Consider the following 22,344-nt stretch of genomic DNA (forward strand, 5'->3'; position numbering starts at 1 on the left):
AAGGTCCTTCCGTTAGCGTTTCATTTTAGGATCAAGCGCATCACGTAAACCGTCACCCATCAGGTTAAACGCGAGTACTGTCAACAAAATAGTTAATCCCGGGAAGGTCACCACCCACCAGGCTCGAGTCACATATTGACGTGCATTAGCCAGCATACTCCCCCATTCGGGAGTAGGAGGCTGAGCGCCCATGCCCAGAAAACCTAACGCAGCCATATCCAACAAAGCCGAAGAAAAGCCAAGCGTCGCCTGAATAATCAACGGGGCTAAACAGTTTGGAAGAATAGTCAAAAACATCAGCCGCAGAGCGCCAGCCCCAACAACCCGAGAAGCAGTAACATAATCTCGACTGCTTTCTGCAATGACCGAAGCTCGGGTTAAACGAATAAAATGCGGGATCGACACAATGGCAATCGCAACGGATGCATTAAACAAACTGGGGCCTAAAATAGCCACAATAGCAATCGCAAACAGCAAACTAGGAACCGCCAGCATAATGTCAGCGATACGCATAATCACCGTTTCAATAAAGCCGCGACTGTAGCCGGCAATCAAGCCTAATAAAACACCGATCCCCAGTGATAATGTCACCACCATTGTTCCGATGATTAAAGATAATCGGGCGCCATAAATCAGCCGGGATAAAATATCACGGCCCACGTCATCGGTTCCCAGAATAAATTGCCAGCTTCCCCCCTGCTGCCAAACCGGTGGTTTCAAAAATGAGTTTTGAAACTGTTCGATAGGCGAGTGAGGCGCGATCACTTCGGCAAACAACGCAAAAAAGATAATAATGAAAATATATAAAAGTCCGGCGACTGCACCTTTGTTCTGTTTAAAGTAATGCCAAAACTCCTGAAACGGAGTCATAGGCTTTGGTGCAGACGACGATGTAGATGTTGATTCTGACATGAATTGAATTCCGTTCTTACTTGGTATGGCGAATACGCGGATTCACGATGCCGTAGACAATATCTACCAACAGGTTTACCACGATAATAATAGTTGCAATCAGCAGGATACTCCCCTGAACAACCGGATAATCACGCCGGGAAATGGCATCAATTAACCATTTTCCAATACCAGGCCACGAAAAAATGGTTTCAGTTAAAATAGCGCCCGAAAGCATAATCCCAACCTGTAGACCAATCACCGTCACCACCGGGATCAGGGCATTACGCAGTGCATGCACAATCACAACTCGCCACGGAGTCATCCCTTTAGCCCGAGCCGTGCGAATATAATCTTCGCCCAGCACTTCCAACATGGATGAGCGCGTCATTCGAGCAATCACCGCCATCGGGATCGTTCCTAACACAATGGCCGGCAAAACCAAATGGTTTAATGCATCGGCAAAAGCTCCTGGTTCTCCAGAGAGCAACGCATCAATGGTCATAAACCCAGTGGGCTGGTCGATCCAAAACTGAGCTTCATCGAGACGACCTGCAACCGGAGTCCATCCCATCTGCACAGAACAAAACAGGATAAGCAACAATGCCCACCAGAAAATGGGCATCGAATATCCGGCCTGAGCAATGGCGATCACCCCGTGATCAAAAATAGTACCGCGTTTTACAGCGGCGATAATGCCCAGCGGTAATCCGATAACCACGGCAAAAACAACCGCGAAAATAGACAGTTCCATCGTGGCAGGAAACCTCGATAGGAATTCACTTAAAACGGGCTGGTGATTGACCAATGACAGTCCTAAATCACCATGGAAAATACCTACGATATAGTGAATATATTGTAGATAGAAAGGTTGATCCAACCCTAACTGATGCATCATCGCTGCATGACGTTCCGGTGAAATGCCCCGTTCTCCGGCCATAATCTCAATTGGATCACCGGGAATTGCATGGATCAATGCAAACGTTAACAATGTAATGCCGATGAAAGTTGGAATAACCGTCATCAGCCGTTTTAATATAAACTGAAACATAAAATAGACTTAGGCTATGAGCCTTTGACAAGAGGGGCCAGCTCGGCCCCTGATTGTTATATGGTTATTTGCTCAAAGACACACCATAAAAGATGTGTTTACCAAATGGATCGACTTTATAGCCTTCCACATTTGAGCGAACTGGTTCATATACCACGGAATGAGCGATAGTGACCCAAGGGGCCTGCTCTTTAAAGATCTGCTGAGCCTGTTCGTACAGTTTAGTACGTTCAGCTTTATCAGAAACAGAAGCTGCTTTCTGAATCGCTTGATCAAATGGTTTATAGCACCATTCAGCATAGTTAGAGTTTCCAACACCATCGCACCCTAACAACACATTCAGGAAATTATCCGGATCCCCGTTATCACCGGTCCATCCCATTAACAACGCATCATCTTCACCCTGACGCGCCCGTTTAAGATACTCACCCCATTCATAACTCACAATTTTGGCATCTACACCAACAGCTTTCCAATCAGCTTGGATCATTTCAGCCATACGGCGAGCATTCGGGTTATAAGGTCGCTGAACTGGCATTGCCCATAGCGTCACCGATGCATGAGAGATCCCAGCTTCTTTCAACAAAGCTTTCGCTTTGGCCGGATCGTAACTGTAGTCTTTTACATCTTTATTATAAGACCACATAGTCGGTGGGATCGGGTTGATTGCCACTTCGCCCGCGCCCTGATAAATCGCTTCAATGATTGCTTTTTTATTGATTGCGTAATTCAGTGCCTGACGTACCCGGACATCATCAAACGGTTTGTGAGTAACGTTAAAAGAGAGATATCCAATATTTAGACCCGGTTGATGCAACAGTTTGATATTTGGATCTTTAGCCATATCCTGCAAATCAGCTGGGTTCGGGAATGGCATCACCTGACATTCATTTGCTTTTAATTTTGCATAACGAACCGATGCATCCGGCGTAATCGAAAATACCAACCGATCAATCTCAGGGGCACCATTCCAATAATTTTTATTGGCCTGATATCGGATCACCGAATCTTTACGGTACATGACTTTCTGGAAAGGACCCGTCCCAACTGGATTCTGATCTAACTCTTCCGGATGACCGGCTTTCATATATTGATCAGCCTGTTCTTTCGAGAAAATCGACGCGAAATCCATAGCCAAATCTGCTAAGAATGGAGCGTTTGGTTTACTCAGTACGATCTGGACAGTGTAATCATCCACTTTTTTCATACTCTTAATCAGAGTATTCATGCCCATGCCGTCAAAATATTCATAGTTGCCACCGGAAACAGTGTGATACGGATTTTTTTTATCCCACATCCGGTTGAAACTAAATAAAACATCATCGGCATTAAAATCCCGACTGGGTTTAAAATCTTTACTCGATTGGGCGTCAAACTGTACATGTTTACGCAAATGGAAGGTATAAGTCAGTCCGTCATCGGAAATATCCCAACTGGTAGCCAGCGCTGGTTCAATTTCGGTCGTACCCCGTTTAAATTCAACCAACCGATCAAAAATAGTCTGCGAACTGGCATCAAATGTTGTTCCACTTGTGAATAACTGAGGATTAAATCCTTCAGGACTGGCTTCAGCACAATACACTAGCGTTGAAGGCTTAGCCTGTACACTCATAGCAACAGCACTGGCGATCAGCGCCAATGATAACTTTCCTAGTTTTATTTTCATAAATGCTCCATTGAACATCCTTGTAAAATTTAGCAACCTCCTTGGTTGCTGGGGAAGCGAATGCCGTGTATGACATAAACCAACCGAAGTAACCTCCTGGGAACTCCGGCTGATGGTTTGTTTCTTAGTTATAAATTCGCTAATAATATCGGCAATAAATTATTATTTTTAAAACTCTATGTAAAGTAGCATTTTTAGGATGATATAAAGGAAAATAACGGTTTATCCGAATATTTGAATAAATAATCACATATATGAGATATTTACTGACAATTTAATGGTATTATGCACATTTGGCGATAATACCGCATAGTTATTGAGTAAAAATGGATATTGCTCATTTTTTGAAAGTTGGGGGAGATTCATCGATCAATTATATTTAGATGCAATGCCGTACAACGGCTGATATTTAGCCGCAAAAATAGAGCTAAAAATCATGAAAAAAAATAGCTAAATCAAATTATTAAAATCTTTGATATCGCTTCAAAAAATACAGGAGAAATCCCCCGTAATAACCTCTTATGGGAATACCCGCCATTTTGGGATGAAGCATAGTAAATTCGCCGCAGCCCAGCCTTCATAAGCCCCGCAGGCGACGCTTGCAACGCAAGTGACTATGAAATAAAACATCATTTATAAAGAATAATTATACAAAAATAGCATTTTAACCTAAACCAGACTCAGCTCACTTAAGTACAGTGGCATAAAGGAAAGATAAAGCCAGAGATGATACTGGCCTTTATGAAAGAAATAAGGATGAGAATGGGGAGCGCTCCCCTATGCAACAAATCTTAGATAAACGACTTAAAAGATCCAATAAAACAAACACAATTGGAAAAACCAAGCGATGATCCCCGCACAAACATCATCGATCATGATCCCAAATCCGCCTTTTACACTTCGATCAAACCAGCGGATTGGCCATGGTTTCCAAATATCAAAGATCCGAAAAAAGATAAAACCGCTCAATAACGACCACGGTGATAACGGGATCGCAATCAGCGTAATTCCCAATCCAATGAATTCATCCCAAACAATCCCACCATGATCATGCACCCCCATAACTCGACTGGCAGCATTACAACACCACACTCCCCAAATAAATCCCACCACAAGCAACAAGGTAAAGATCCAAGGAGAAGTCAGATACGACAGAATGGCCATTAACGGCACCGCCGCCAATGTTCCCCAGGTCCCCGGGGCCTTAGCGGCTAATCCACTGCCAAAACCAATCGCACAGAGGTGTAAAGGATTACTTAAGGATAATTTTTTTAAATACTTATCCATATTGATTCCTAGCTAAAATGATCCCAGCTCTGATTTCGGTTTAAATGATAAGGTTCACCATCCCGGAATAAATGTACCTGCCCATTTCCGGGAATGAGCTGCCCTACACAGCAAAAATGAATTCCACTGTAAGACAAAGCCACATCCAATGCACCTTTGGTTGCTTCTGGAACGGTAAAGCAAAGCTCGTAGTCCTCACCACCGCATAAGGCCAGTTCAGTAGCTAATGTGGGATCACAGTGTTCTTTAACCTGAGGATCGAGTGGTAATAACTCGGTATTTAAACGCGCAGCACAACCACTTCGTTCACAAATATGTTGCAAATCAGCCCAAAGTCCATCGGAAATATCAATGCAACTATTGGCAATCCCCCGTAATCCATAACCACTTAGAACTCGTGGATGCGGGAAATAATGCCGGTTTAACGCCTGTTCCAGCGTTAAACCAGACAGTTTTTGGATCCCCTGCAAATGACGCAGCGCCAGCGCTGATCCACCCAGTGATCCGGTCACATAAACCCAATCACCGATCTGGCCCTGATCACGACGAATCGCCTGACCATCCGGAACTACACCGTGTGCTGTCACCGTAATACTTAACGGCCCTCGCGTCGTATCACCGCCTACTAGCGTCACATTATAATATTCAGCCAGCTCAAAAAAGCCCTGACAGAAGTGTTCTAACCACTCTAATCGGGCTGACGGCAACGTGATGGCCAATGTGACCCAACGCGGTTCGGCGCCCATCGCCGCTAAATCACTCAGATTCACAGCGAGTGCTTTATGGCCCAGGGCTTTCGGAGGAATATCCGCAAAAAAATGAATCCCCTCAACAAGGGTATCCGTCGTCACAACGAGCTGGTGGTGTTCCGGGGGATTAATTAACGCGGCATCGTCGCCAATGCCGAGAACTACATCAGACCGCTTAGCTGAGCTGCAGAAAAATCGCTCAATAAGCTCAAATTCACCCATGAGAATTTACTGCTTTAATTGTTGAAGATGAAAGTATTTATCCAATACCCCATTCACGAATTTATGGCTGTCATCTGCTGCAAAAATTTTAGCTAATTCAATTGATTCATTAATTGCAACTTTAGGCGGTAAATCCTGACACTGAGTTAACTCATACATGCCGATCAGTAAGATAGCGTGATCCACACGATCCAGTTCGTCCAATCGACGTGCCAGACATGGTGACATCATCTGATCCAATTTCTCATGATGGACCACAATCCCTTCGATCAACATTTTAAAATAGCTTACGTCAGCTTTAGACATATCTTGTTCTGTCAAAAACTGATGCTCGATATCGTCAATATTGTCTCCGGTCATCTGCCATTGGTATATTGCCTGAGTGGCAAACTGACGCGCCTTACGGCGAGCTGCTGGTTTCAACGTCGTAACTCCTTAACCGATCGCTTTAAGTACATTGATCATTTCCAAAGCACTCAATGCTGCTTCGGTCCCTTTGTTGCCCGCTTTAGTGCCGGCACGTTCAACCGCCTGTTCAATTGATTCAGTGGTCAATACGCCAAAGGCGATTGGAATATCATATTCCAGCATGATATGCCCTAACCCTTTATGGCATTCATTCGAAACCAACTCAAAATGATAAGTCCCCCCGCGGATCACGGTGCCCAACGTAATGATGGCATCATACTTACCACTTTTAGCTAGTCGTTTAGCTGCAATGGGAATTTCAACCGCACCCGGAACACGGACCACGGTAATATTGTCATCAGCTACTTGCCCCTGACGAGTCAGAGTATCGACAGCCCCTGAAAGCAAACTTTCATTAATAAAGCTGTTAAAACGGGCGATCACAATGGCTACTTTAGCCTGAGGTGCAGGTACAACCCCTTCGATCACTTTCATAAGTCACCCTAAATTAGTTTAATGGATCCAGACAAACGCGGCATTTTACCATACTCCCGAACGGATGTAAGGTTACTCCTCGCATGTCACAATATCGACGACTTCTAAACCAAATCCGCTTAACGCATGATAGCGTTTTGGCGCACTCATCAGTCGCATTTTCTGTACACCTTGATCAGATAAAATCTGAGAACCAATCCCGACATTCCGGGAAACACCGGTCGATGGCTTCAATTGTGAAGGATGACCCGCATCTTCCTGCTGATAACGAGACAAGCGATTCATCAAACTTGTCTGTAGATCATCTTCATTAATAAGGACCAGAATTCCATCTTCAGCGGCTAATTTCTGCATAGCTTGATCTAAAGGCCAGCTCATGGCACCTTCGCGTTGACTCGCCAATAAATCATGCAAGGGATCATGCAAATGCACTCGCACCAACGTCGGTTGATCAGCCTGAATATCACCATGTCGCAGGGCAAAATGCAGTTGCCCAGCCAGTTTGTCTCGGTACGTAGTCAAGACAAAGTCACCATAAGCCGTTGGAAGTTGGCATTCACTCACTCGTTCAATCGTAGTTTCCTGAGTATTCCGATATTCAATCAGATCGGCAATGGTGCCTAATTTAATCTGATGCGCAGCACAGAATGCCTCTAAGTCATCCCGTCGCGCCATACTGCCATCTTCGTTAAGAATTTCCACAATCGCGGCCGCAGGTTCACATCCAGCTAACCTTGCCAAATCAACCCCGGCTTCCGTATGTCCTGCCCGATTTAATACCCCACCTTCACGCGCCATCAATGGGAACACATGCCCGGGCATTACAATATCCGAAGGCTTGGCATCACTAGCAACGGCCGCACGGATGGTCGTGGCCCGATCGGCAGCCGAAATACCGGTGGTTACATTTTTGGCGGCCTCAATAGAAACCGTAAATGCCGTCGCATATTTTTCATGATTCTGCTCAACCATCATCGGCAATTTTAATTGTTCACAGCGTTGCTGGGTTAACGTCAGGCAGATTAGCCCACGACCATAACGGGCCATAAAATTAATTGCTTCGGGGGTGACTTTGTCAGCAGCAATGATGAGGTCCCCTTCATTTTCCCGATCCTCATCATCCATCAGGACCACCATTTTACCCGCTGCGATATCTTTAAGAATGTCTTCGATTGAACTGAGCGCCATACTATCCTCTATGTCCCGATAAAAATCCGTTTTCAGCTAGGGTCTGCATAGTTAATCCTGTTGAGTGCGACGCTGTGGATTCTGCCGTGCCTGTCAGCAACCGTTCCAGATAACGCGCCACAACATCGACTTCTAAATTCACTAAACTGCCTCCACGCCATTGACTAATCGTCGTTTGTTCACTGGTATGAGGAATAATAGTCAGCCGAAGTAAATGATCACTTACTTCGTTTACGGTTAGGCTGATCCCATCAACGGTAATCGAACCTTTTTCAGCAATATAACGCCCAAGCTCCACCGGAAATTTTAGCCAGAGATCAATGGACCGACCATGATTATCAATTCGCTGTACGGTCGCCACACCATCCACATGCCCGCTCACCATATGACCACCAAAGCGACCATTGGCCGCCATGGCTTTTTCCAGATTCACCGCTGAGCCCAATTTCAACTGGCACAAACTACTCCGGGCTAATGTTTCATGAGAGACATCAGCCTTAAAATAATCCTGACCAAATGCAACCACGGTCAAACACACACCATTCACTGCAATACTATCACCCAGATGAACATCATCCATCGACAGATTAGCAGTCGCAATAGTCAATTGAGCATCAGCACCTTGACGGGTAATCGCCCGTATCGATCCTAATGCTTCAATAATTCCCGTAAACATATTATGACGCCTTTTGTAACCGAGAGCGGTAACGATATTTGAACTCATCACCGATCTGAACCTGTTCGAGTAGTGTCCACGACAGCGCTTGCGAGAGCTCATCTAAACACCCAATCTCCGCCATACCTCGGGCACTATTCCCTAACAATTGACTACTATGATACCAAACTAATTCGTCAACCAATTGCTCTTTTAACAAGGCCCCGGAAAAATTCATTCCGGCTTCAACCCAGAGATCATTAATTTCAAGCTGCGCCAATTGTGTTAATACGGCCTGCAACCAATGTTCACTTTTCGGAACCACCAACGATTCACCTAATTCATGGTTCGGCTGGCGGGTCGTCACTCGAATAATCCGCCCGGGCAACTCAAACAAACGCTCATGCCCCGTCAATCGCTGGCGCCGATCAATGATCACCCGGATCGGCTGTCGAACGTCGGCGACAATGGTATGCCCCAGCGATCTCATCTCTTGAGGACGCACATTCAAAGAAGCCTGATCGTCGATCACCGTTTGGGCCGTTGATAAAATAGCATGGCTCTGAGCCCGTTCACGCTGTACATCTTGTCGACATAATGGCCCGGTAATCCACTGGCTTTTACCGTTGGAAAGTGCCGTACGCCCATCTAAAGACGTCGCTATTTTCAAGCGAATATAAGGACGATTTTGCCGCATCCGCATCAAGAAGCCACGATTAAGCTGTTCCGCCTGCTCGGCCATCAAACCACTAGCGACCTGGATCCCAGCGGCTTCCAGCATCGATTTTCCTCCCCCACAAACCCGAGGATTAGGATCACGCATCGCCATCACCACCGATCCAACTTTTTCATCGATTAGCAATTGTGCGCATGGGGGCGTCCGACCAAAATGACAACAAGGTTCCAGCGTGACATAGCAACGCGCCCCCACTAGTGAATGCCCTTTGGATTTTGCATCACGAACGGCATTGACTTCCGCATGGCCTTCACCAGCGCGAACATGAAAACCTTCACCGATGATGTGGCCTTGCTGCACAATCACACATCCGACGTTCGGATTAGGAGGTGTGGTAAAACGGCCTCGAGCCGCAAGCTGTAACGCACGGGCCATAAATTGATAGTCCTGCGCTGAAAATTCACTCATATTCAGCCCTTATCATTTTTCTAAACGTGCGATCTCTTCACCGAATTCACGAATATCTTCAAAAGCGCGATAAACCGATGCAAAACGAATATAGGCCACTTTATCCAGTTTTTTCAACGCATCCATCACCAGCTGACCAATCAGCTTCGCGGCCACTTCACGCTCACCGGTTGCACGCAATTGTGATTTTATAGAATTGATACTCTCTTCAATCGCATCGGTGCCAACAGGCCGTTTTTCTAAGGCACGAGCCATTCCGGCCCGCATCTTATCTTCATTAAAAGGTTCCCGGGAGCCATTACTTTTAACGACTCGGGGCATGACTAATTCAGCCACTTCAAACGTGGTAAAACGTTCATGGCATTGTGAACACTCTCGCCGGCGACGAACCTGGTGTCCTTCGCTTACCAGACGAGAATCGATCACTTTTGTATCGTTTGCATTACAAAAAGGACAGTGCACGGGAATTATCCATTCGAATTAATTATTAAGGCCTGTTGATCTTGACTCATTCGTTTAACAAACATCGCTTATACTTTTATTCAAAAATGATTGAGCTATATCGTTATCGATATCAATCACTAAGAACACACGCAAAAATACAAACAAATACTATCATTCGAATAACAATCGGTACCGATCAATAGTTTATAGTGTACCGATAAACCCTGAACAGGTACAGTTTAACCCACAAACAGGTAAGAAATGACGGTAATAAATAGCAGATAATCCAATCTTACCTGTTAAATACACACATCGTTAACACTCTTTATGTTTAATTATTTTTAACAATGTTTTCATCATAAGCAGCTTGTTACTTGACGCATTCAGTGACAAATTAGCCCCATCCAGAATGATTCGTGAATCAACGGATTATTTTTACAAATTTACTTCATTGCATGGCAATGGCAATTAAATGGAAGAGGCAAGCTATGTCATTGGTTAACAACGTTTTATCATCAAAATCACATTTTGCACCGCTATTTTTACGGGTACCGGTTGGGATCATTTTAATGGCACACGGCAGCCAAAAATTATTCGGCTGGTTTGGTGGGTATGGCTTGGAAGGGACCGGGAAATTTATGGCCTCACTTGGCCTGCATCCAGGGATCTTGATGGCTGGAATGGCCGGTAGTGCAGAGTTCTTTGGTGGTTTGTGTCTGATCTTGGGCTTATTAACTCGCCCAGCAGCTGCGGTGATCGGTTTTACCATGTTAGTCGCTATCTTCTCCGTGCACATCGGCAATGGGTTATTCCTAGCGAATAACGGTTTCGAGTATGCTCTGGCGCTAGCTGCTGTCTGTGCGTCATTGTTAGTAAGTGGTTCTGGCCGTCTGTCCATCGATAAAATCCTTAGTGCAAAAATATCGTAGTATGGCCATTTGCTCACCGCTTCACTTGGCGGTGAGCTTTTTATTCAGTAAGTAGTCCTTCTCATTTCGCAGTATCGACCCCATTGCTATTCTTCTCGTTCCATCTTCTTTAGACATTTTAAATTAATGAAAGCGCTGTCGAAATGCCCTTGGCGTCAGTCCAATAATATGGATAAAAACCTTACGGCAGGCGCTAATATCCTCATAACCGACTTGGTTGGCAATCCACTCAAACGAATGCTGAGTGCTTTCTAAATAATCACAAGCATTCTGGATCCGCAGTCGCTGTATATATTGTTTCGGATTATAACCGGTGGCTTTTAAAAATCGCCGTTGCAGCGTTCGTTCGGTAAGATGCGCCTGCTGAGCTAAACAGTGTACCGACAACGGTTTTGCATAATGCTGATGCATTTGTTGCTGAACTGAAATAATCGCCTGATCGCCATGGGAGAATGACGGATTAAATTGCTGATAATAGCTCTGCTCTCTCTGGGCGGTATCCATGACCAATGTTTTCCCAAGTTGGCGCACAACCTTTGAAGACGTGTATTGAGCAATGAGCTTAAACCCAAGATCGAGCCACGCCATCATCCCACCCGCGGTGATGATATCTCCCTGATCAATGACTATTTTATTGCTATTAAGTGGAATAGTCACAAACATCCGATTAAACGTTTCGGCTAACGCCCAGTGAGTTGTCACCTCTCGGGCATTCAATAAACCTGTTTTGGCCAGAATAAAAACTCCGGCACAGGCTGCCGCAAGCACCGCGCCATTCGCATATTGCCGTTGAAGCCAGTCAATCAATTCTGAGTGAGGATTTAGATAATAATCACCCGCTGAGCTGGGCGGCAGAACAATCACGGTGAAAGTCTGTAAGCTCAGGTCGACCTTCTGAACAATCGTTGGCTCGAATATCACCTTAATGCCCTGCTCTTGGCAAATTCTATTGGCCAGCAGCAACATCTCTTCAAGGCCATAAACAGCCGATTTTAATGCCGCAGGATACTCACAAATGCCGACGGATACTTTGACCACATCGTTCACATTGCGCCTCTATATGTCGGTTTTAACCTCTTTTATGTCATTTTAACCTCTTAAGTGCGCGCCGCCAATCATCCATAATTTATCTAAATCAACAGCTCAGACCACGCAGGTTTAAACATGAATCAAAAAGCATTATTAGTGATTGATATCCAAAATGATTATTTTCCGGGCGGGAAATTTCCGTTATGGAATACCGACAAAACACTGCAACAGATTAAACAATTAATCATAAAAGCAAATGACCGAAATATTCCGGTATTTCTTATCCAGCATATTTCTGCGGCGCCTAAAGGAAAGGCCCCTTTTTTTGAACAAACGAGTGAAGGAGCCCGTATTCATCCTGAAATAATGGCGATAGCTCCTCATGCGGAATTTATCCAGAAGCAATATGCTGATAGTTTTTATCAGACTCATTTAGAACAGACTCTTAGTCAGTATGATATTGATGAATTACTGATCTGTGGGATGATGACCCAAAATTGCGTGACCCATACGGCGCTATCCAGACAGGCCGAAAAATATCAGGTTTCAATTATCGAGGATTGTTGCACAACCACGGATAGCATGATCCACGCGATCGCCTTAAATGCAGTCTCAATTCGGGTTCCGCTCATCAGCAGTCATCAGGTATTTTAAATATCAAATGAGCGGAATAGTTCCAGTTATCTGAACCGATATCATGGAGAACTTAAGATCACTGGAGACCTTTTAAAGGCTGGGACAAATCAGATCAGTATGTGAGCGCTCATAAGCTTGTCTGATGTCTTCGGGCATGTCTTCCGGCCGAATGTTTTTAATCCGGTCTTCAGTCTGTTCTTTTACCGCCTCACTGTAATACCAAGATTTAAACCGCAGTAAATCTTGCACCCGATTCAGCGCGGCGATCTCAGCTTGAACGACCTCTAATCGTTCAAAAAACAGATCACGTCGTTCTACCAATGTGGCATCTCCAATCGTACACCAGTCCATGAAAGTTCGAATATCTTTAAGGGGCATTCCGGCTTTTTTTAGATACTCAATCATCCGAATCCCTTCTACATCGTTATGATCAAATGATCTTAAACCCGAGGCAGTTCGTTTAAGATTCGGCAATAATCCTTGCCGATCATAATAACGTAATGTTGGAATCGAAAGTTGGAACATCTCTGAAACTTCCCCAATGGAATACATCACAAAACTCCCCTTCAAATAAAATTTATACTTGACCTAAAGTCGGCTTTAGGGAGTAACTTAACATATCGTTTGTGAACACATAACCGTTCAACAATTTTTAGCAAAGGAGAAACCAAAAGTGGACAACCAAACATTAGAGTTAACGCAAGAGTGGGATAAAGTTTTTCCGAAAAGCGCTAAAGTAAACCACAGTAAAGTTATCTTCCATAATCGCTATGGCATAACACTGGCCGCTGATTTATACCAACCGAAAGAATCTTCTGGGAAATTAGCCGCTATTGCTGTCGCCGGACCATTTGGTGCGGTGAAAGAACAGTCCTCCGGTTTATATGCCCAAACGATGGCTGAAAAAGGCTTTCTGGCTATCGCCTTTGACCCTTCCTATACAGGAGAAAGTGGCGGTCTGCCCAGATATGTGGCTTCACCGGATATCAATACCGAAGATTTCTCGGCTGCCGTTGATTTTCTTTCAACTCTGGAGAACGTTGATCCAGAAAAAATCGGGATCATCGGGATCTGTGGTTGGGGCGGCATGGCACTCAATGCGGCTGCCATCGATACTCGAATCAAAGCCACCGTCACTTCAACGATGTATGACATGACCCGTGTGACAGCCAATGGTTATTTTGATTCGATGAGCGCTGATGACCGCTATGCAATGCGTCAACAACTAAACGCACAGCGAACCGAAGATTATAAAAACGGTTCTTATGCCTTAGCGGGAGGAGTTCCGGATGAAGTTCCCGAAGATGCCCCATTCTTTGTCAAAGACTACTTCGCTTATTACAAAACTGAGCGCGGTTATCATGCTCGCTCGCTCAACTCCAATGGCGGCTGGAATGTTACTTCGTCACTCTCTTTTGCCAATATGCCAATTCTTCAGTACAGCCATGAGATCCGTAACGCCGTTCTGATCGTTCATGGAGAAAAAGCTCACTCTTGCTACTTCAGTAAAGATGCTTTTACTAAACTTATTGGAGATAACAAAGAATTACTGATTATCCCAGATGCTGTACATACGGATCTGTATGACAATATGGACGTGATTCCTTTTGACAAACTAGAACAATTCTTTAAAGAGAATATGTAATCGCAAACGGCGGCACGATACGCTATTTATCTGTTTGCCCGTTTTGTTCGAATAAACAGCGTTTTGAATGCGATGTGCCCTAGCTCCTGCATATGCAATGGGCAGCTCCATTCAAAACGCTTATTAAATACTTAAAGCCATATAAGAAGCAGTCAATATAGCACGGCTTCCAATAACAAAAATGCCCCATTAAGTTTTGATCTTCCGCTAACAGAACGACGTGTCAAACCGCATGAGTCATTCGTCGATTACAACGTCAATCTAAAACCGAAAACAGATAATTCCGCTTGCTGAAAATCTAAATCTTCTGATCTTACAAAACCTAACTTTTCATACATTTTCCATGCAATGGCCATGGCTTGGGTGGTATGTAGAATCACTTGCTGATGAGCTGATTGTTTTGCTAAATCAATACAATACTCAGTTAAAGCTTTACCGACGCCATGCTTTCTTGCTTCAGGGCGAACAGCTAATAGCCGAATGCCCGAAGCACAGGTTTCGGTTGTTGCTGTTCCACCCGAGCCGTATTGCTTCATGTCCGAGAAATAAACAACACCCCCTAATAGTTGATGACTATCGGATATCGCTACTAACACCTTTGTGTTCGGTTTTTGTGTTAAAGCCCCTATGTTTTGTAACATCTCATAATAATGAGGTTGTTCCTGAGGTGTTGGAAAACCTTCAAGATTAGAATAAACATCAACCATCAACTGACTCAGGATCACAAACTCTTCAGGCTTTATTTCACGAATGAACATATCGTCCTCCTGGCTCATGTTGAGCACCCTAGGGGTGGATGTCCTGACACAAAGCCAAGACATCCGCATCGTCAATTAGATATCAAGCGCGGCGTGATGCCCCTGATAAATCGCGGTGGTAATCGTAGATACTTTGACGCAGTCGCCAACCTGTGCCACCAGCGGTGCGCAATCCCAAAGTTCATCGACACTTTCACGGCGCGAACGTTGCCCAAGTGCACACACAATGCTGGTGCCGCCGATGACCACAGTTTCGCCCTGTGCATTCTCACACACTACGCCATTATCTGTCACTTCAATCGCTTTGTGGTTTTTAAACACCTCAATACCGGATTTCTCGATTTCTGCCAACAATAATGGCCGATGACGAATGTTCGCATCCGGAGATAACTCACTGTTCATCTCAATCAGTTTGACGTTCTTGTTTTCACGTGCAAAGTGAATTGCAGCTTCACAACCGGCTAAACCGCCGCCCAACACGATCACATCGTCCGTAATATCATCAATATGGTGGTGATAGTCATTGATCAACACGACATTCGCGTTCTCTTTCAAGCCTTTGATTGGCGGAACGAACGGTGCAGAGCCCACGGCCAGAATGATGTGATCAGGATCGATCTGATCCGCATACGCTTTATCAACCATCGTATTCAAACGAATATCCACGCCGGCATCATCACACAATTTACCCAGTGTCACCCCCAGCTGGTACATCTCACGTTTAAACGAAATGGCCTGCTCACCAACCAAGATCCCACCAACTTCGTCACCTTTTTCACACAGAATAACCTCATGACCCCGTTTGGCTGCAGTCAATGCGGACTGTAACCCGGCCGGACCACCGCCGACCACCAATACTTTTTTCTTTTGAGCGGCAGGAACAATTTCCAACCCATCCAGCTCACGACCAATGATCGGGTTGACGGTACAACGGCGGGTGGCTGTTTCAGCCCGCTCGGCCATACAGGTGAAACAACGCAGACAGTGAATAATGCGGTCATCCTGATTCGTGATGACTTTTTTCGGTAATTCTGGATCAGCCAGCAAGGCACGCGCCATTTCCACAATATCGGCTTTGCCTGAAGCAATAATTTCTTCCATATGCTCCGGATCATTCAGGCCACCGATGGTTGCAACCGGAACCGAGACATGCTTTTTAATCGCTTCAGCCAGATAAACATTGCTGCCGTGTGGCAAGAACATTGAGGGATGCGTCACCCCAAAACCACGTTGGTAAGTCCCTGCGGAGACATGGAGTAAATCGATACGGCTTTCAAGAAGTTTAGCTATTTCAATCCCTTCTTGTAGATCATATCCCCCATCAAAGAGCTCCGAGCCACTCAGACGAAATTCAATGGGGAATCCCGGACCGACAGCCTTGCGGACACTGTCGAGCACTTCCTGAGCAAAACGAACCCGGTTTTCCAGACTCCCGCCATATTGATCGCTGCGTTTGTTAAAGTAAGGCGACAGGAACTGGTTGATTAACCAACCATGTCCCCCATGAACCATCACCATCTCAAAGCCAGCCCGCTTCGCCAACGCCGCTTTCTCACCGTAAGCCGCCACGATATCGTCGATAAGCGCCTGAGTCAGTGCTCGTACTTCACGACCATCCGGGCGAGTTCCATCGCTGGGGCCCCACTGACACAATCCTTCTTTTTTACTTTTGTCCGTTAAATAGGTCCCGGCATACTGCCCCGAGTGCGACAGCTCCACACTGGCAATCGCCCCATGCCGACGAATCGCATCCGCGGTATAAGTAAAGCTGGCCAACGATCCCGGTGTTTGCAGGTCCAGATGATACATGTGAGAACCTTCGGTTTCTGGATGGACCACCAGCTCACTGACGGTCACACTGGATACGCCCCCTTTGGCGCGGTTCTCGTAAAACTTGGTCGATGCGGGCCCGACAGTACAATCGGCCGTAATATCAGTTCCACCCATCGGAGCACCGAACATACGGTTTCTAAAATACACATTACCAATTTTGATAGGTTTGCTCAGATTAGGAAATTTTCTTTTCATGGCTGTTTTATCCGTGATTAGTTCGCTGCTTGTTGCAACACAATTTTTTGATTTGAAGCGCGGTTAACGACGCGGAATACGAAGGTCAGAATGAATCCCAACACACTAAATCCGATACCGATGAGGAAAGCGTGGTTAAAACTATGAGTCGCATGAAATACTTCACGCATAATGGTCGGGCCACCATATCCTGCAATAGCAAAGCCGGTGAACATAATGCCGAAATTAACACTGTTGTTTTTCGGACCGAACTGGTCGGCGGTCAGGCCTGGGAAGACCCCCATAAAAGAGCCGAAGCAGACCCCTATAACGGACAGCCCGATATAAAAGAGCGTGACATCCCCCTGCTCGGCCACATACAGCAGCGACAGACCGATCATAGAAAGCAAGCAAGTGGAGGCCAGCGTGTTTAAACGTCCGATACGGTCAGAAAGCATGCCCGCCAACACTCGCCCGGAGACGTTAAAGAAAGCCAGTGTAGAGACAGCGCCAGTGGCTGCCGCAACATCCATACCGATCATCCGTTGTGCCAAAGGCGCAGCGAGTGGAATACACATCAGCCCGGCAACGGCTCCTGAAGTGAGCAGGCAGATCAATACGTAAAAAGTGGGAGAAACCAGCATCTCTTTCCAATTTTTATTCACTACAGACGGTGCGCCTGCCGTTTGCTTAGGTTTCCACCCTGCCGGTTTAAACCCATCCGGGCATTTTGTGATCACCAATCCACTGGCGCATACAATCACAGTAAAGACTACACCAATAATTTTGAATGCTGCGATAACGCCCATAGAAGCCGTAATCATGGCCGCAATCGGAGGAATGATGACCGAGCTCAGGCCAAACAACGCGGTAGTTAAACCGCCCACTAAACCGCGGCGGTCCGGGAAAAACTTGATACAGGTACTGATCGTCGTGCCATACACCATGCCCAAACCAAGGCCGGTGACAATGCCGTAGCTCCAGACGAGATCGCTCAATTCTGTGGCATATCCAGATAGGATCATGCCCCCACCAAACAATAAACCACCCACCACGATCACGAGTTTAGGCCCGAACGTATCATTGATTTTACCGCCGGTAATCATCGTGACAGGGCCGACTGAATTACAAACAATAAACACGATCGCCATATCGGCACCGGTTAAAGCAGTGCCATTTAGCTCTCCCAAATACTGTGCCATCGGCGTGGAAAATACACTCCACGCATACATCGAGCCTACACATAAATTAATAAAGCAGCAGGCCAGCAAAATTGCCCAGCGCTTCTTTGTATAGTCCTGAGTCATTCCTCATTCCCTCGCAAAATTACATATCGATTGAATTACATTTCAAACGTCTATTGTTCAATTCATGAATCATTCATTTTAAAACATGTAAATGTTGACATGTTTATACGAACCTATTCTTTGTTTAAAGTCATGTTTATTGTTCGCAATTAGGCAGTTTGATATGATTTGTCGAGTCATGATGTGTGAGACCCCAAGCATGAGATTGCTAAAATATGCCATTCTGGGACTGTTAAACCGTCATTCCATGACCGGTTATGACATCACCAAAGAGTTTAATTATGAGTTAGCTGAGTTCTGGCATGCCAAACATAGCCAGATCTATACCGAGCTAAAAAAACTGTATCAGGAAGGCTTAGTCACCTTTGATATTGAAATCAGCGGCGACATTCTGGAGAAAAAGTCGTACACCATTACAGAAGAAGGCCAAGATCAGCTCCTTCACTGGTTACACAAAGATGAAATCATGGATAAAACGGCCAAAGATGTGTTTCGGATGCGGATGTACTTCTCCAACAATCTTGACCTGAATAGCCGGATAAAGCTGCTCGAAAGCCAAAAAATGCAGCACACCAAACGCCTAAATTCGCTCAAAAAAACAGCGGAGCAATATCCGGATCTGCCCCCACACGATAGTGACCGTTTTGGCGATTTTATTATTCTTGAGAGCGCTATCATGCGTGAAGAAATGCTTCTCAATTGGATTAACAAAGTAATTGGCTATTGTGAACAATCCATATCGAATGAGGTTCCGAATCCTAGGGCTAAAGACTAGAGCGAAACGCTAGCTCAGCGGACTAGTAGGTATAGGCAGGACACCCACCAGAGAAATAAATCGGAAGCAGCAGCTTTACCGATAAATTAATCAAAATTCAAGGGAAGACTCTCGCCCAGGTTGCTCCCTCTAAATTTTATAAAAATCGCCTAAGTACTGGTTTCATCAGGTGGGTAGCCTATTAAAATTTTCATGATTCCACATCGATGAACTCTATGGAATGGACTGTCAACGGACGAACATATCGTGCCTTCCGGTTTCAATTAAATCACCCGCAATATGGTGCTATTGTACTTGGACTCAATATCACCCCCCATATCCTCTTTATTAGCAAGTTTAATATAGTACTACTGTGGACTTTTCTGATAACTAATGTGATATCAGGTTTATATGCCGTGTTTATTGTTCACAAGGGATTAAAACCTCTGCAAGTTTTACAGAGGTATCTGAGTAAGGTTAATGCCAATCGGTTGGATATCAGAGTTCCTGTCGGGGAATTACCTGTAGAACTCATTCAACTGGGTGAAGCGCAAAATGAGATGCTAGAACGCTTACAACATGGTTTTAACCGGCTGAGTGAGTTTTCTTCTGATATAGCACACGAAATACGAACGCCTTTAACCAATATTATGACTCAGACTCATGTCGCTTTATCATCAAAGAGAACGGTGGCTGAGTATCAGGAAATACTCAGCTCCAATTCGGAGAAATTGGAAAGGCTGAGTAAAACGATTAGAGATACCCTCTACTTAGCTAAGTCTGAAAATCGGTTACTTCACAATAATAAAAAGAGACTTCAATTAGAAGAGATTATCAAACCATTGCTCGAATTCTATGAATCTATGGCTGAAGAGAAGCAAGTCAGCCTTGAGTTAAGCGGGAATAGTGTGCAGTTCGGTGATAAACAGATGCTGCAACGTGCAGTGGGTAATATTATTTCTAATGCTCTTAGGCATTGTGTTAAAAGTCGTTTGCCTTCCGAAGTGCAACAAGGTCACAACCAACTATTGCTTCGAGATTTTCAGTAATTTCTTCAGCACTCCAATCCCACCAAGCTATTTCTAGGAGTTCGCTGATTGTACTATCATCAAATCGATATTTAATGACTTTTGCAGGATTACCACCAACAACGCTGTACGCTGGAACATTAGATATAACAACAGACTTACTTGCTATTATTGCACCATTGCCAATTTTGACTCCCGGCATAATTGTAGCTTCATAGCCAATCCAAACATCATTCTCAATTTCTGTATCGCCTTTGTAGGGTAGCTCCCCCTCTTTAGGCATGACCTTCTCCCAGCCGTTACCAAATATTTGGAATGGGTATGTCGAAAAGCCAGAAATTTTATGATTAGCGCCATTCATGATGAATTTTACGTCTTTTGCGATAGCGCAAAATTTCCCTATTATGAGCTTATCTCCAATAAACGGAAAATGATAAAGCACATTGCTCTCAAATCGCTCAGGACCTTCAGGGTCATCGTAGTAGGTATAGTCACCAACGATAATATTTTCAGAAGATATGTAATTCTTCAAATATCCTACCTGGGGGAACCCCTTCATAGGTTCTTTATCTTCAGGACTTGGACCTTTCAAAATGCCTCCGATGTGTCTGTGACTTTTAACGCAAAGTTCAGTTGCAAAATATATGGCGCTATATTTTGGGAACCAAAATTCGTGACAGTTATTTTGTCAATTGAAACGCCTTGTTAACTTTCTTTATCGCACGAACCTAAAAAGACTATATTGGTCGCTGTCAAATGTAATGTATAACTAACCATTGTTGCTGATACATTTTTGATTTCCGAACCTTGCCCATGCCCACCTTCTTTATTTCTGACAGTTGGGACTCCACTTTCAAGCAAAGCTCTAAACTGGCTAAATTGTTCCTGCATATAGCTAGGAATTAGGTTATTGGTTAAACAAATGTTAATCAGTTTTTTGGCTGTATCATTTTTACCAAACGACCAACCATGTTTTTGACATATTGCTTTCATTAAACTTTCGAATGACTTTAAACAATCAACAAGAGCTTCTTTATATCGTTGATTTCGATAATGTGCATGTGCTGAAAGAAATTCATCTCTTGCACCAGCAAATGCCTCATCTTCTTGTAAAATTGACAATGCAGGTTTTACAATTTCACTATGAATAAATTGTGAATCTATTTTGACAATTTCACCCGAAACAAACTCATATCCTACGCCAGTTTCCTTGAATCTTTGATTTAATTCATTAATAGCATCGTCTGCTTTTTGTTGAATTCCTGCTTCCCTCTCAAACTGCCCTTGATTCGGTTTTACGTAATTTCTTATCACCTTAAAAGTCAGTTCAATTATATCTAAGCATTCTTCAAATTTATCTGTTTTCAAAAAGAATTCATATACTGATTCAAAATCACTAGAATAATTTTTATTAGCTAGTGAAAACACACCATATTCCTTACATAGTATTTGATGAATTTTTTGATATACCTGTTCACAAATTGTAGGACCACCGTAAGGAGTCGTATTTTCTCTAGTTCCTATTGTCGCTTTAACAATATGTATAATCTGAACCCTAAGCTTGTTGGGGATATCATCATACTGATAAACATCAGGTACATCACCACGAGCTTTTTTTTGGCGCGATGAAAATAATTCAAAAATAGCCACTGAGTCTCCTTGAAGGATAATTTTGAGAAAGTTAACAGCTGTATATCGCGCACGCTCAAAAACACCTGCACACTTTTATCCAAAACTCTAATAAAATTATATTTATCAGAAAGTTATACCGATTTCTCTCGATATACCTCAGTTGCGAAATGAGCGCGCATATCTCCTCTGGATTGGAGCAATCGTGTTCCATTTGAATTTATAACACTATGATTTGAATTATTTTTTATAATATTTCCAAAATAGCGTATGTATTTCCTTGCCCCAAAATGCGCGCCATTTTTTCAGAAAAATAATAGTACTGGTTATTTGTACATGATTTTATCATTACGGGATATCACTATGAATCATAGCCAATTTTTAGAAGATTGTTGCTATAACGGCAGAAAGTTGCAGGAAAT

Annotated in this window: 23 protein-coding genes; 5 read left to right on the plus strand and 18 right to left on the minus strand. The window is 44.2% G+C overall.

Annotated elements, in window-relative coordinates:
• Window positions 1-12 precede the first annotated feature (12 nt).
• The 11 genes from dppC to nrdR all read right to left on the minus strand — a co-directional run bounded on the left by dppC (window position 13) and on the right by nrdR (window position 10,218).
• The gene (gene dppC, locus ABUE20_RS12940) at window positions 13-912 is read right to left on the minus strand and encodes a dipeptide ABC transporter permease DppC (RefSeq protein WP_408620354.1); all 900 of its coding nucleotides are present in this window, start codon (window positions 910-912) and stop codon (window positions 13-15) included.
• Window positions 913-928: 16 nt separating this feature from the next.
• A complete protein-coding gene (locus ABUE20_RS12945) occupies window positions 929-1,942 on the minus strand; it encodes an ABC transporter permease subunit (protein ID WP_408620355.1) in 1,014 nt (337 codons plus the stop codon).
• 64 nt (window positions 1,943-2,006) lie between these two features.
• Complete coding sequence (locus ABUE20_RS12950) at window positions 2,007-3,608, minus strand: ABC transporter substrate-binding protein (RefSeq protein WP_408620356.1); 1,602 nt, start codon at window positions 3,606-3,608, stop codon at window positions 2,007-2,009.
• An 804-nt stretch (window positions 3,609-4,412) separates the two neighbouring features.
• Window positions 4,413-4,895 (minus strand): phosphatidylglycerophosphatase A family protein, encoded by a 483-nt coding sequence (locus tag ABUE20_RS12955; protein WP_408620357.1) that lies wholly within the window; start codon window positions 4,893-4,895, stop codon window positions 4,413-4,415.
• 8 nt (window positions 4,896-4,903) lie between these two features.
• Window positions 4,904-5,872, minus strand: coding sequence for a thiamine-phosphate kinase (thiL, locus tag ABUE20_RS12960; RefSeq protein WP_408620401.1), 969 nt, complete (start codon window positions 5,870-5,872; stop codon window positions 4,904-4,906).
• A complete protein-coding gene (gene nusB / locus ABUE20_RS12965) occupies window positions 5,873-6,289 on the minus strand; it encodes a transcription antitermination factor NusB (RefSeq protein WP_408620358.1) in 417 nt (138 codons plus the stop codon). It abuts the gene before it with no gap.
• Between the two features lie 12 nt (window positions 6,290-6,301).
• Window positions 6,302-6,769, minus strand: coding sequence for a 6,7-dimethyl-8-ribityllumazine synthase (gene ribH, locus ABUE20_RS12970; protein ID WP_408620359.1), 468 nt, complete (start codon window positions 6,767-6,769; stop codon window positions 6,302-6,304).
• A 72-nt stretch (window positions 6,770-6,841) separates the two neighbouring features.
• Window positions 6,842-7,957, minus strand: coding sequence for a bifunctional 3,4-dihydroxy-2-butanone-4-phosphate synthase/GTP cyclohydrolase II (ribBA, locus tag ABUE20_RS12975; RefSeq protein ID WP_408620360.1), 1,116 nt, complete (start codon window positions 7,955-7,957; stop codon window positions 6,842-6,844).
• 1 nt (window position 7,958) lies between these two features.
• A complete protein-coding gene (locus ABUE20_RS12980) occupies window positions 7,959-8,633 on the minus strand; it encodes a riboflavin synthase (protein WP_408620361.1) in 675 nt (224 codons plus the stop codon).
• A 1-nt stretch (window position 8,634) separates the two neighbouring features.
• A complete protein-coding gene (ribD, locus tag ABUE20_RS12985) occupies window positions 8,635-9,756 on the minus strand; it encodes a bifunctional diaminohydroxyphosphoribosylaminopyrimidine deaminase/5-amino-6-(5-phosphoribosylamino)uracil reductase RibD (RefSeq protein WP_408620362.1) in 1,122 nt (373 codons plus the stop codon).
• Between the two features lie 12 nt (window positions 9,757-9,768).
• Window positions 9,769-10,218, minus strand: coding sequence for a transcriptional regulator NrdR (gene nrdR / locus ABUE20_RS12990; protein ID WP_408620363.1), 450 nt, complete (start codon window positions 10,216-10,218; stop codon window positions 9,769-9,771).
• Window positions 10,219-10,688: 470 nt separating this feature from the next.
• Between nrdR and ABUE20_RS12995 the strand changes: the two genes are divergently transcribed.
• The gene (locus tag ABUE20_RS12995; RefSeq protein ID WP_408620364.1) at window positions 10,689-11,129 is read left to right on the plus strand and encodes a DoxX family protein; all 441 of its coding nucleotides are present in this window, start codon (window positions 10,689-10,691) and stop codon (window positions 11,127-11,129) included.
• A 123-nt stretch (window positions 11,130-11,252) separates the two neighbouring features.
• On the opposite strand, the gene ABUE20_RS13000 is transcribed toward ABUE20_RS12995, so the two are convergent.
• Window positions 11,253-12,167: a GlxA family transcriptional regulator gene (locus ABUE20_RS13000; RefSeq protein WP_408620402.1), complete on the minus strand. Its 915-nt coding sequence runs from the start codon at window positions 12,165-12,167 to the stop codon at window positions 11,253-11,255.
• A 126-nt stretch (window positions 12,168-12,293) separates the two neighbouring features.
• Between ABUE20_RS13000 and ABUE20_RS13005 the strand changes: the two genes are divergently transcribed.
• Window positions 12,294-12,812 carry a cysteine hydrolase family protein gene (locus ABUE20_RS13005; protein WP_408620365.1) on the plus strand — a complete coding sequence of 173 codons (519 nt, stop codon included), beginning with the start codon at window positions 12,294-12,296 and terminating at the stop codon, window positions 12,810-12,812.
• Between the two features lie 72 nt (window positions 12,813-12,884).
• On the opposite strand, the gene ABUE20_RS13010 is transcribed toward ABUE20_RS13005, so the two are convergent.
• Window positions 12,885-13,346 (minus strand): MerR family transcriptional regulator, encoded by a 462-nt coding sequence (locus ABUE20_RS13010; RefSeq protein WP_408620403.1) that lies wholly within the window; start codon window positions 13,344-13,346, stop codon window positions 12,885-12,887.
• Window positions 13,347-13,467: 121 nt separating this feature from the next.
• On the opposite strand from ABUE20_RS13010, the gene ABUE20_RS13015 reads away from it, so the two are divergent.
• Window positions 13,468-14,439, plus strand: a complete 972-nt coding sequence (locus tag ABUE20_RS13015; protein WP_408620366.1) for an alpha/beta hydrolase — start codon at window positions 13,468-13,470, stop codon at window positions 14,437-14,439.
• Window positions 14,440-14,687: 248 nt separating this feature from the next.
• Here ABUE20_RS13015 and ABUE20_RS13020 read toward each other — a convergent pair whose 3' ends face one another.
• The 3 genes from ABUE20_RS13020 to ABUE20_RS13030 all read right to left on the minus strand — a co-directional run bounded on the left by ABUE20_RS13020 (window position 14,688) and on the right by ABUE20_RS13030 (window position 18,511).
• Window positions 14,688-15,197, minus strand: coding sequence for a GNAT family N-acetyltransferase (locus ABUE20_RS13020; protein WP_408620367.1), 510 nt, complete (start codon window positions 15,195-15,197; stop codon window positions 14,688-14,690).
• A 75-nt stretch (window positions 15,198-15,272) separates the two neighbouring features.
• Window positions 15,273-17,225, minus strand: a complete 1,953-nt coding sequence (locus tag ABUE20_RS13025) for an oxidoreductase (protein ID WP_408620368.1) — start codon at window positions 17,223-17,225, stop codon at window positions 15,273-15,275.
• 17 nt (window positions 17,226-17,242) lie between these two features.
• Window positions 17,243-18,511, minus strand: coding sequence for an L-lactate MFS transporter (locus tag ABUE20_RS13030; RefSeq protein ID WP_408620369.1), 1,269 nt, complete (start codon window positions 18,509-18,511; stop codon window positions 17,243-17,245).
• A gap of 199 nt (window positions 18,512-18,710) precedes the next feature.
• Between ABUE20_RS13030 and ABUE20_RS13035 the strand changes: the two genes are divergently transcribed.
• Together ABUE20_RS13035 and ABUE20_RS13040 are read left to right on the plus strand one after the other, a co-directional pair.
• A complete protein-coding gene (locus tag ABUE20_RS13035) occupies window positions 18,711-19,286 on the plus strand; it encodes a PadR family transcriptional regulator (protein WP_408620370.1) in 576 nt (191 codons plus the stop codon).
• A gap of 215 nt (window positions 19,287-19,501) precedes the next feature.
• Window positions 19,502-20,314 carry a histidine kinase dimerization/phospho-acceptor domain-containing protein gene (locus tag ABUE20_RS13040; RefSeq protein ID WP_408620371.1) on the plus strand — a complete coding sequence of 271 codons (813 nt, stop codon included), beginning with the start codon at window positions 19,502-19,504 and terminating at the stop codon, window positions 20,312-20,314.
• On the opposite strand, the gene ABUE20_RS13045 is transcribed toward ABUE20_RS13040, so the two are convergent.
• Window positions 20,247-20,852 (minus strand): Vat family streptogramin A O-acetyltransferase, encoded by a 606-nt coding sequence (locus tag ABUE20_RS13045; RefSeq protein ID WP_408620404.1) that lies wholly within the window; start codon window positions 20,850-20,852, stop codon window positions 20,247-20,249. The two genes, ABUE20_RS13040 and ABUE20_RS13045, sit on opposite strands and share 68 nt — an antisense overlap.
• A 146-nt stretch (window positions 20,853-20,998) precedes the next feature.
• Window positions 20,999-21,943 carry an abortive infection family protein gene (locus tag ABUE20_RS13050; protein WP_408620372.1) on the minus strand — a complete coding sequence of 315 codons (945 nt, stop codon included), beginning with the start codon at window positions 21,941-21,943 and terminating at the stop codon, window positions 20,999-21,001.
• Between the last annotated feature and the right edge of the window lie 401 nt (window positions 21,944-22,344).

Source organism: Celerinatantimonas marina (assembly GCF_046054165.1).
Lineage (GTDB): Bacteria > Pseudomonadota > Gammaproteobacteria > Enterobacterales > Celerinatantimonadaceae > Celerinatantimonas.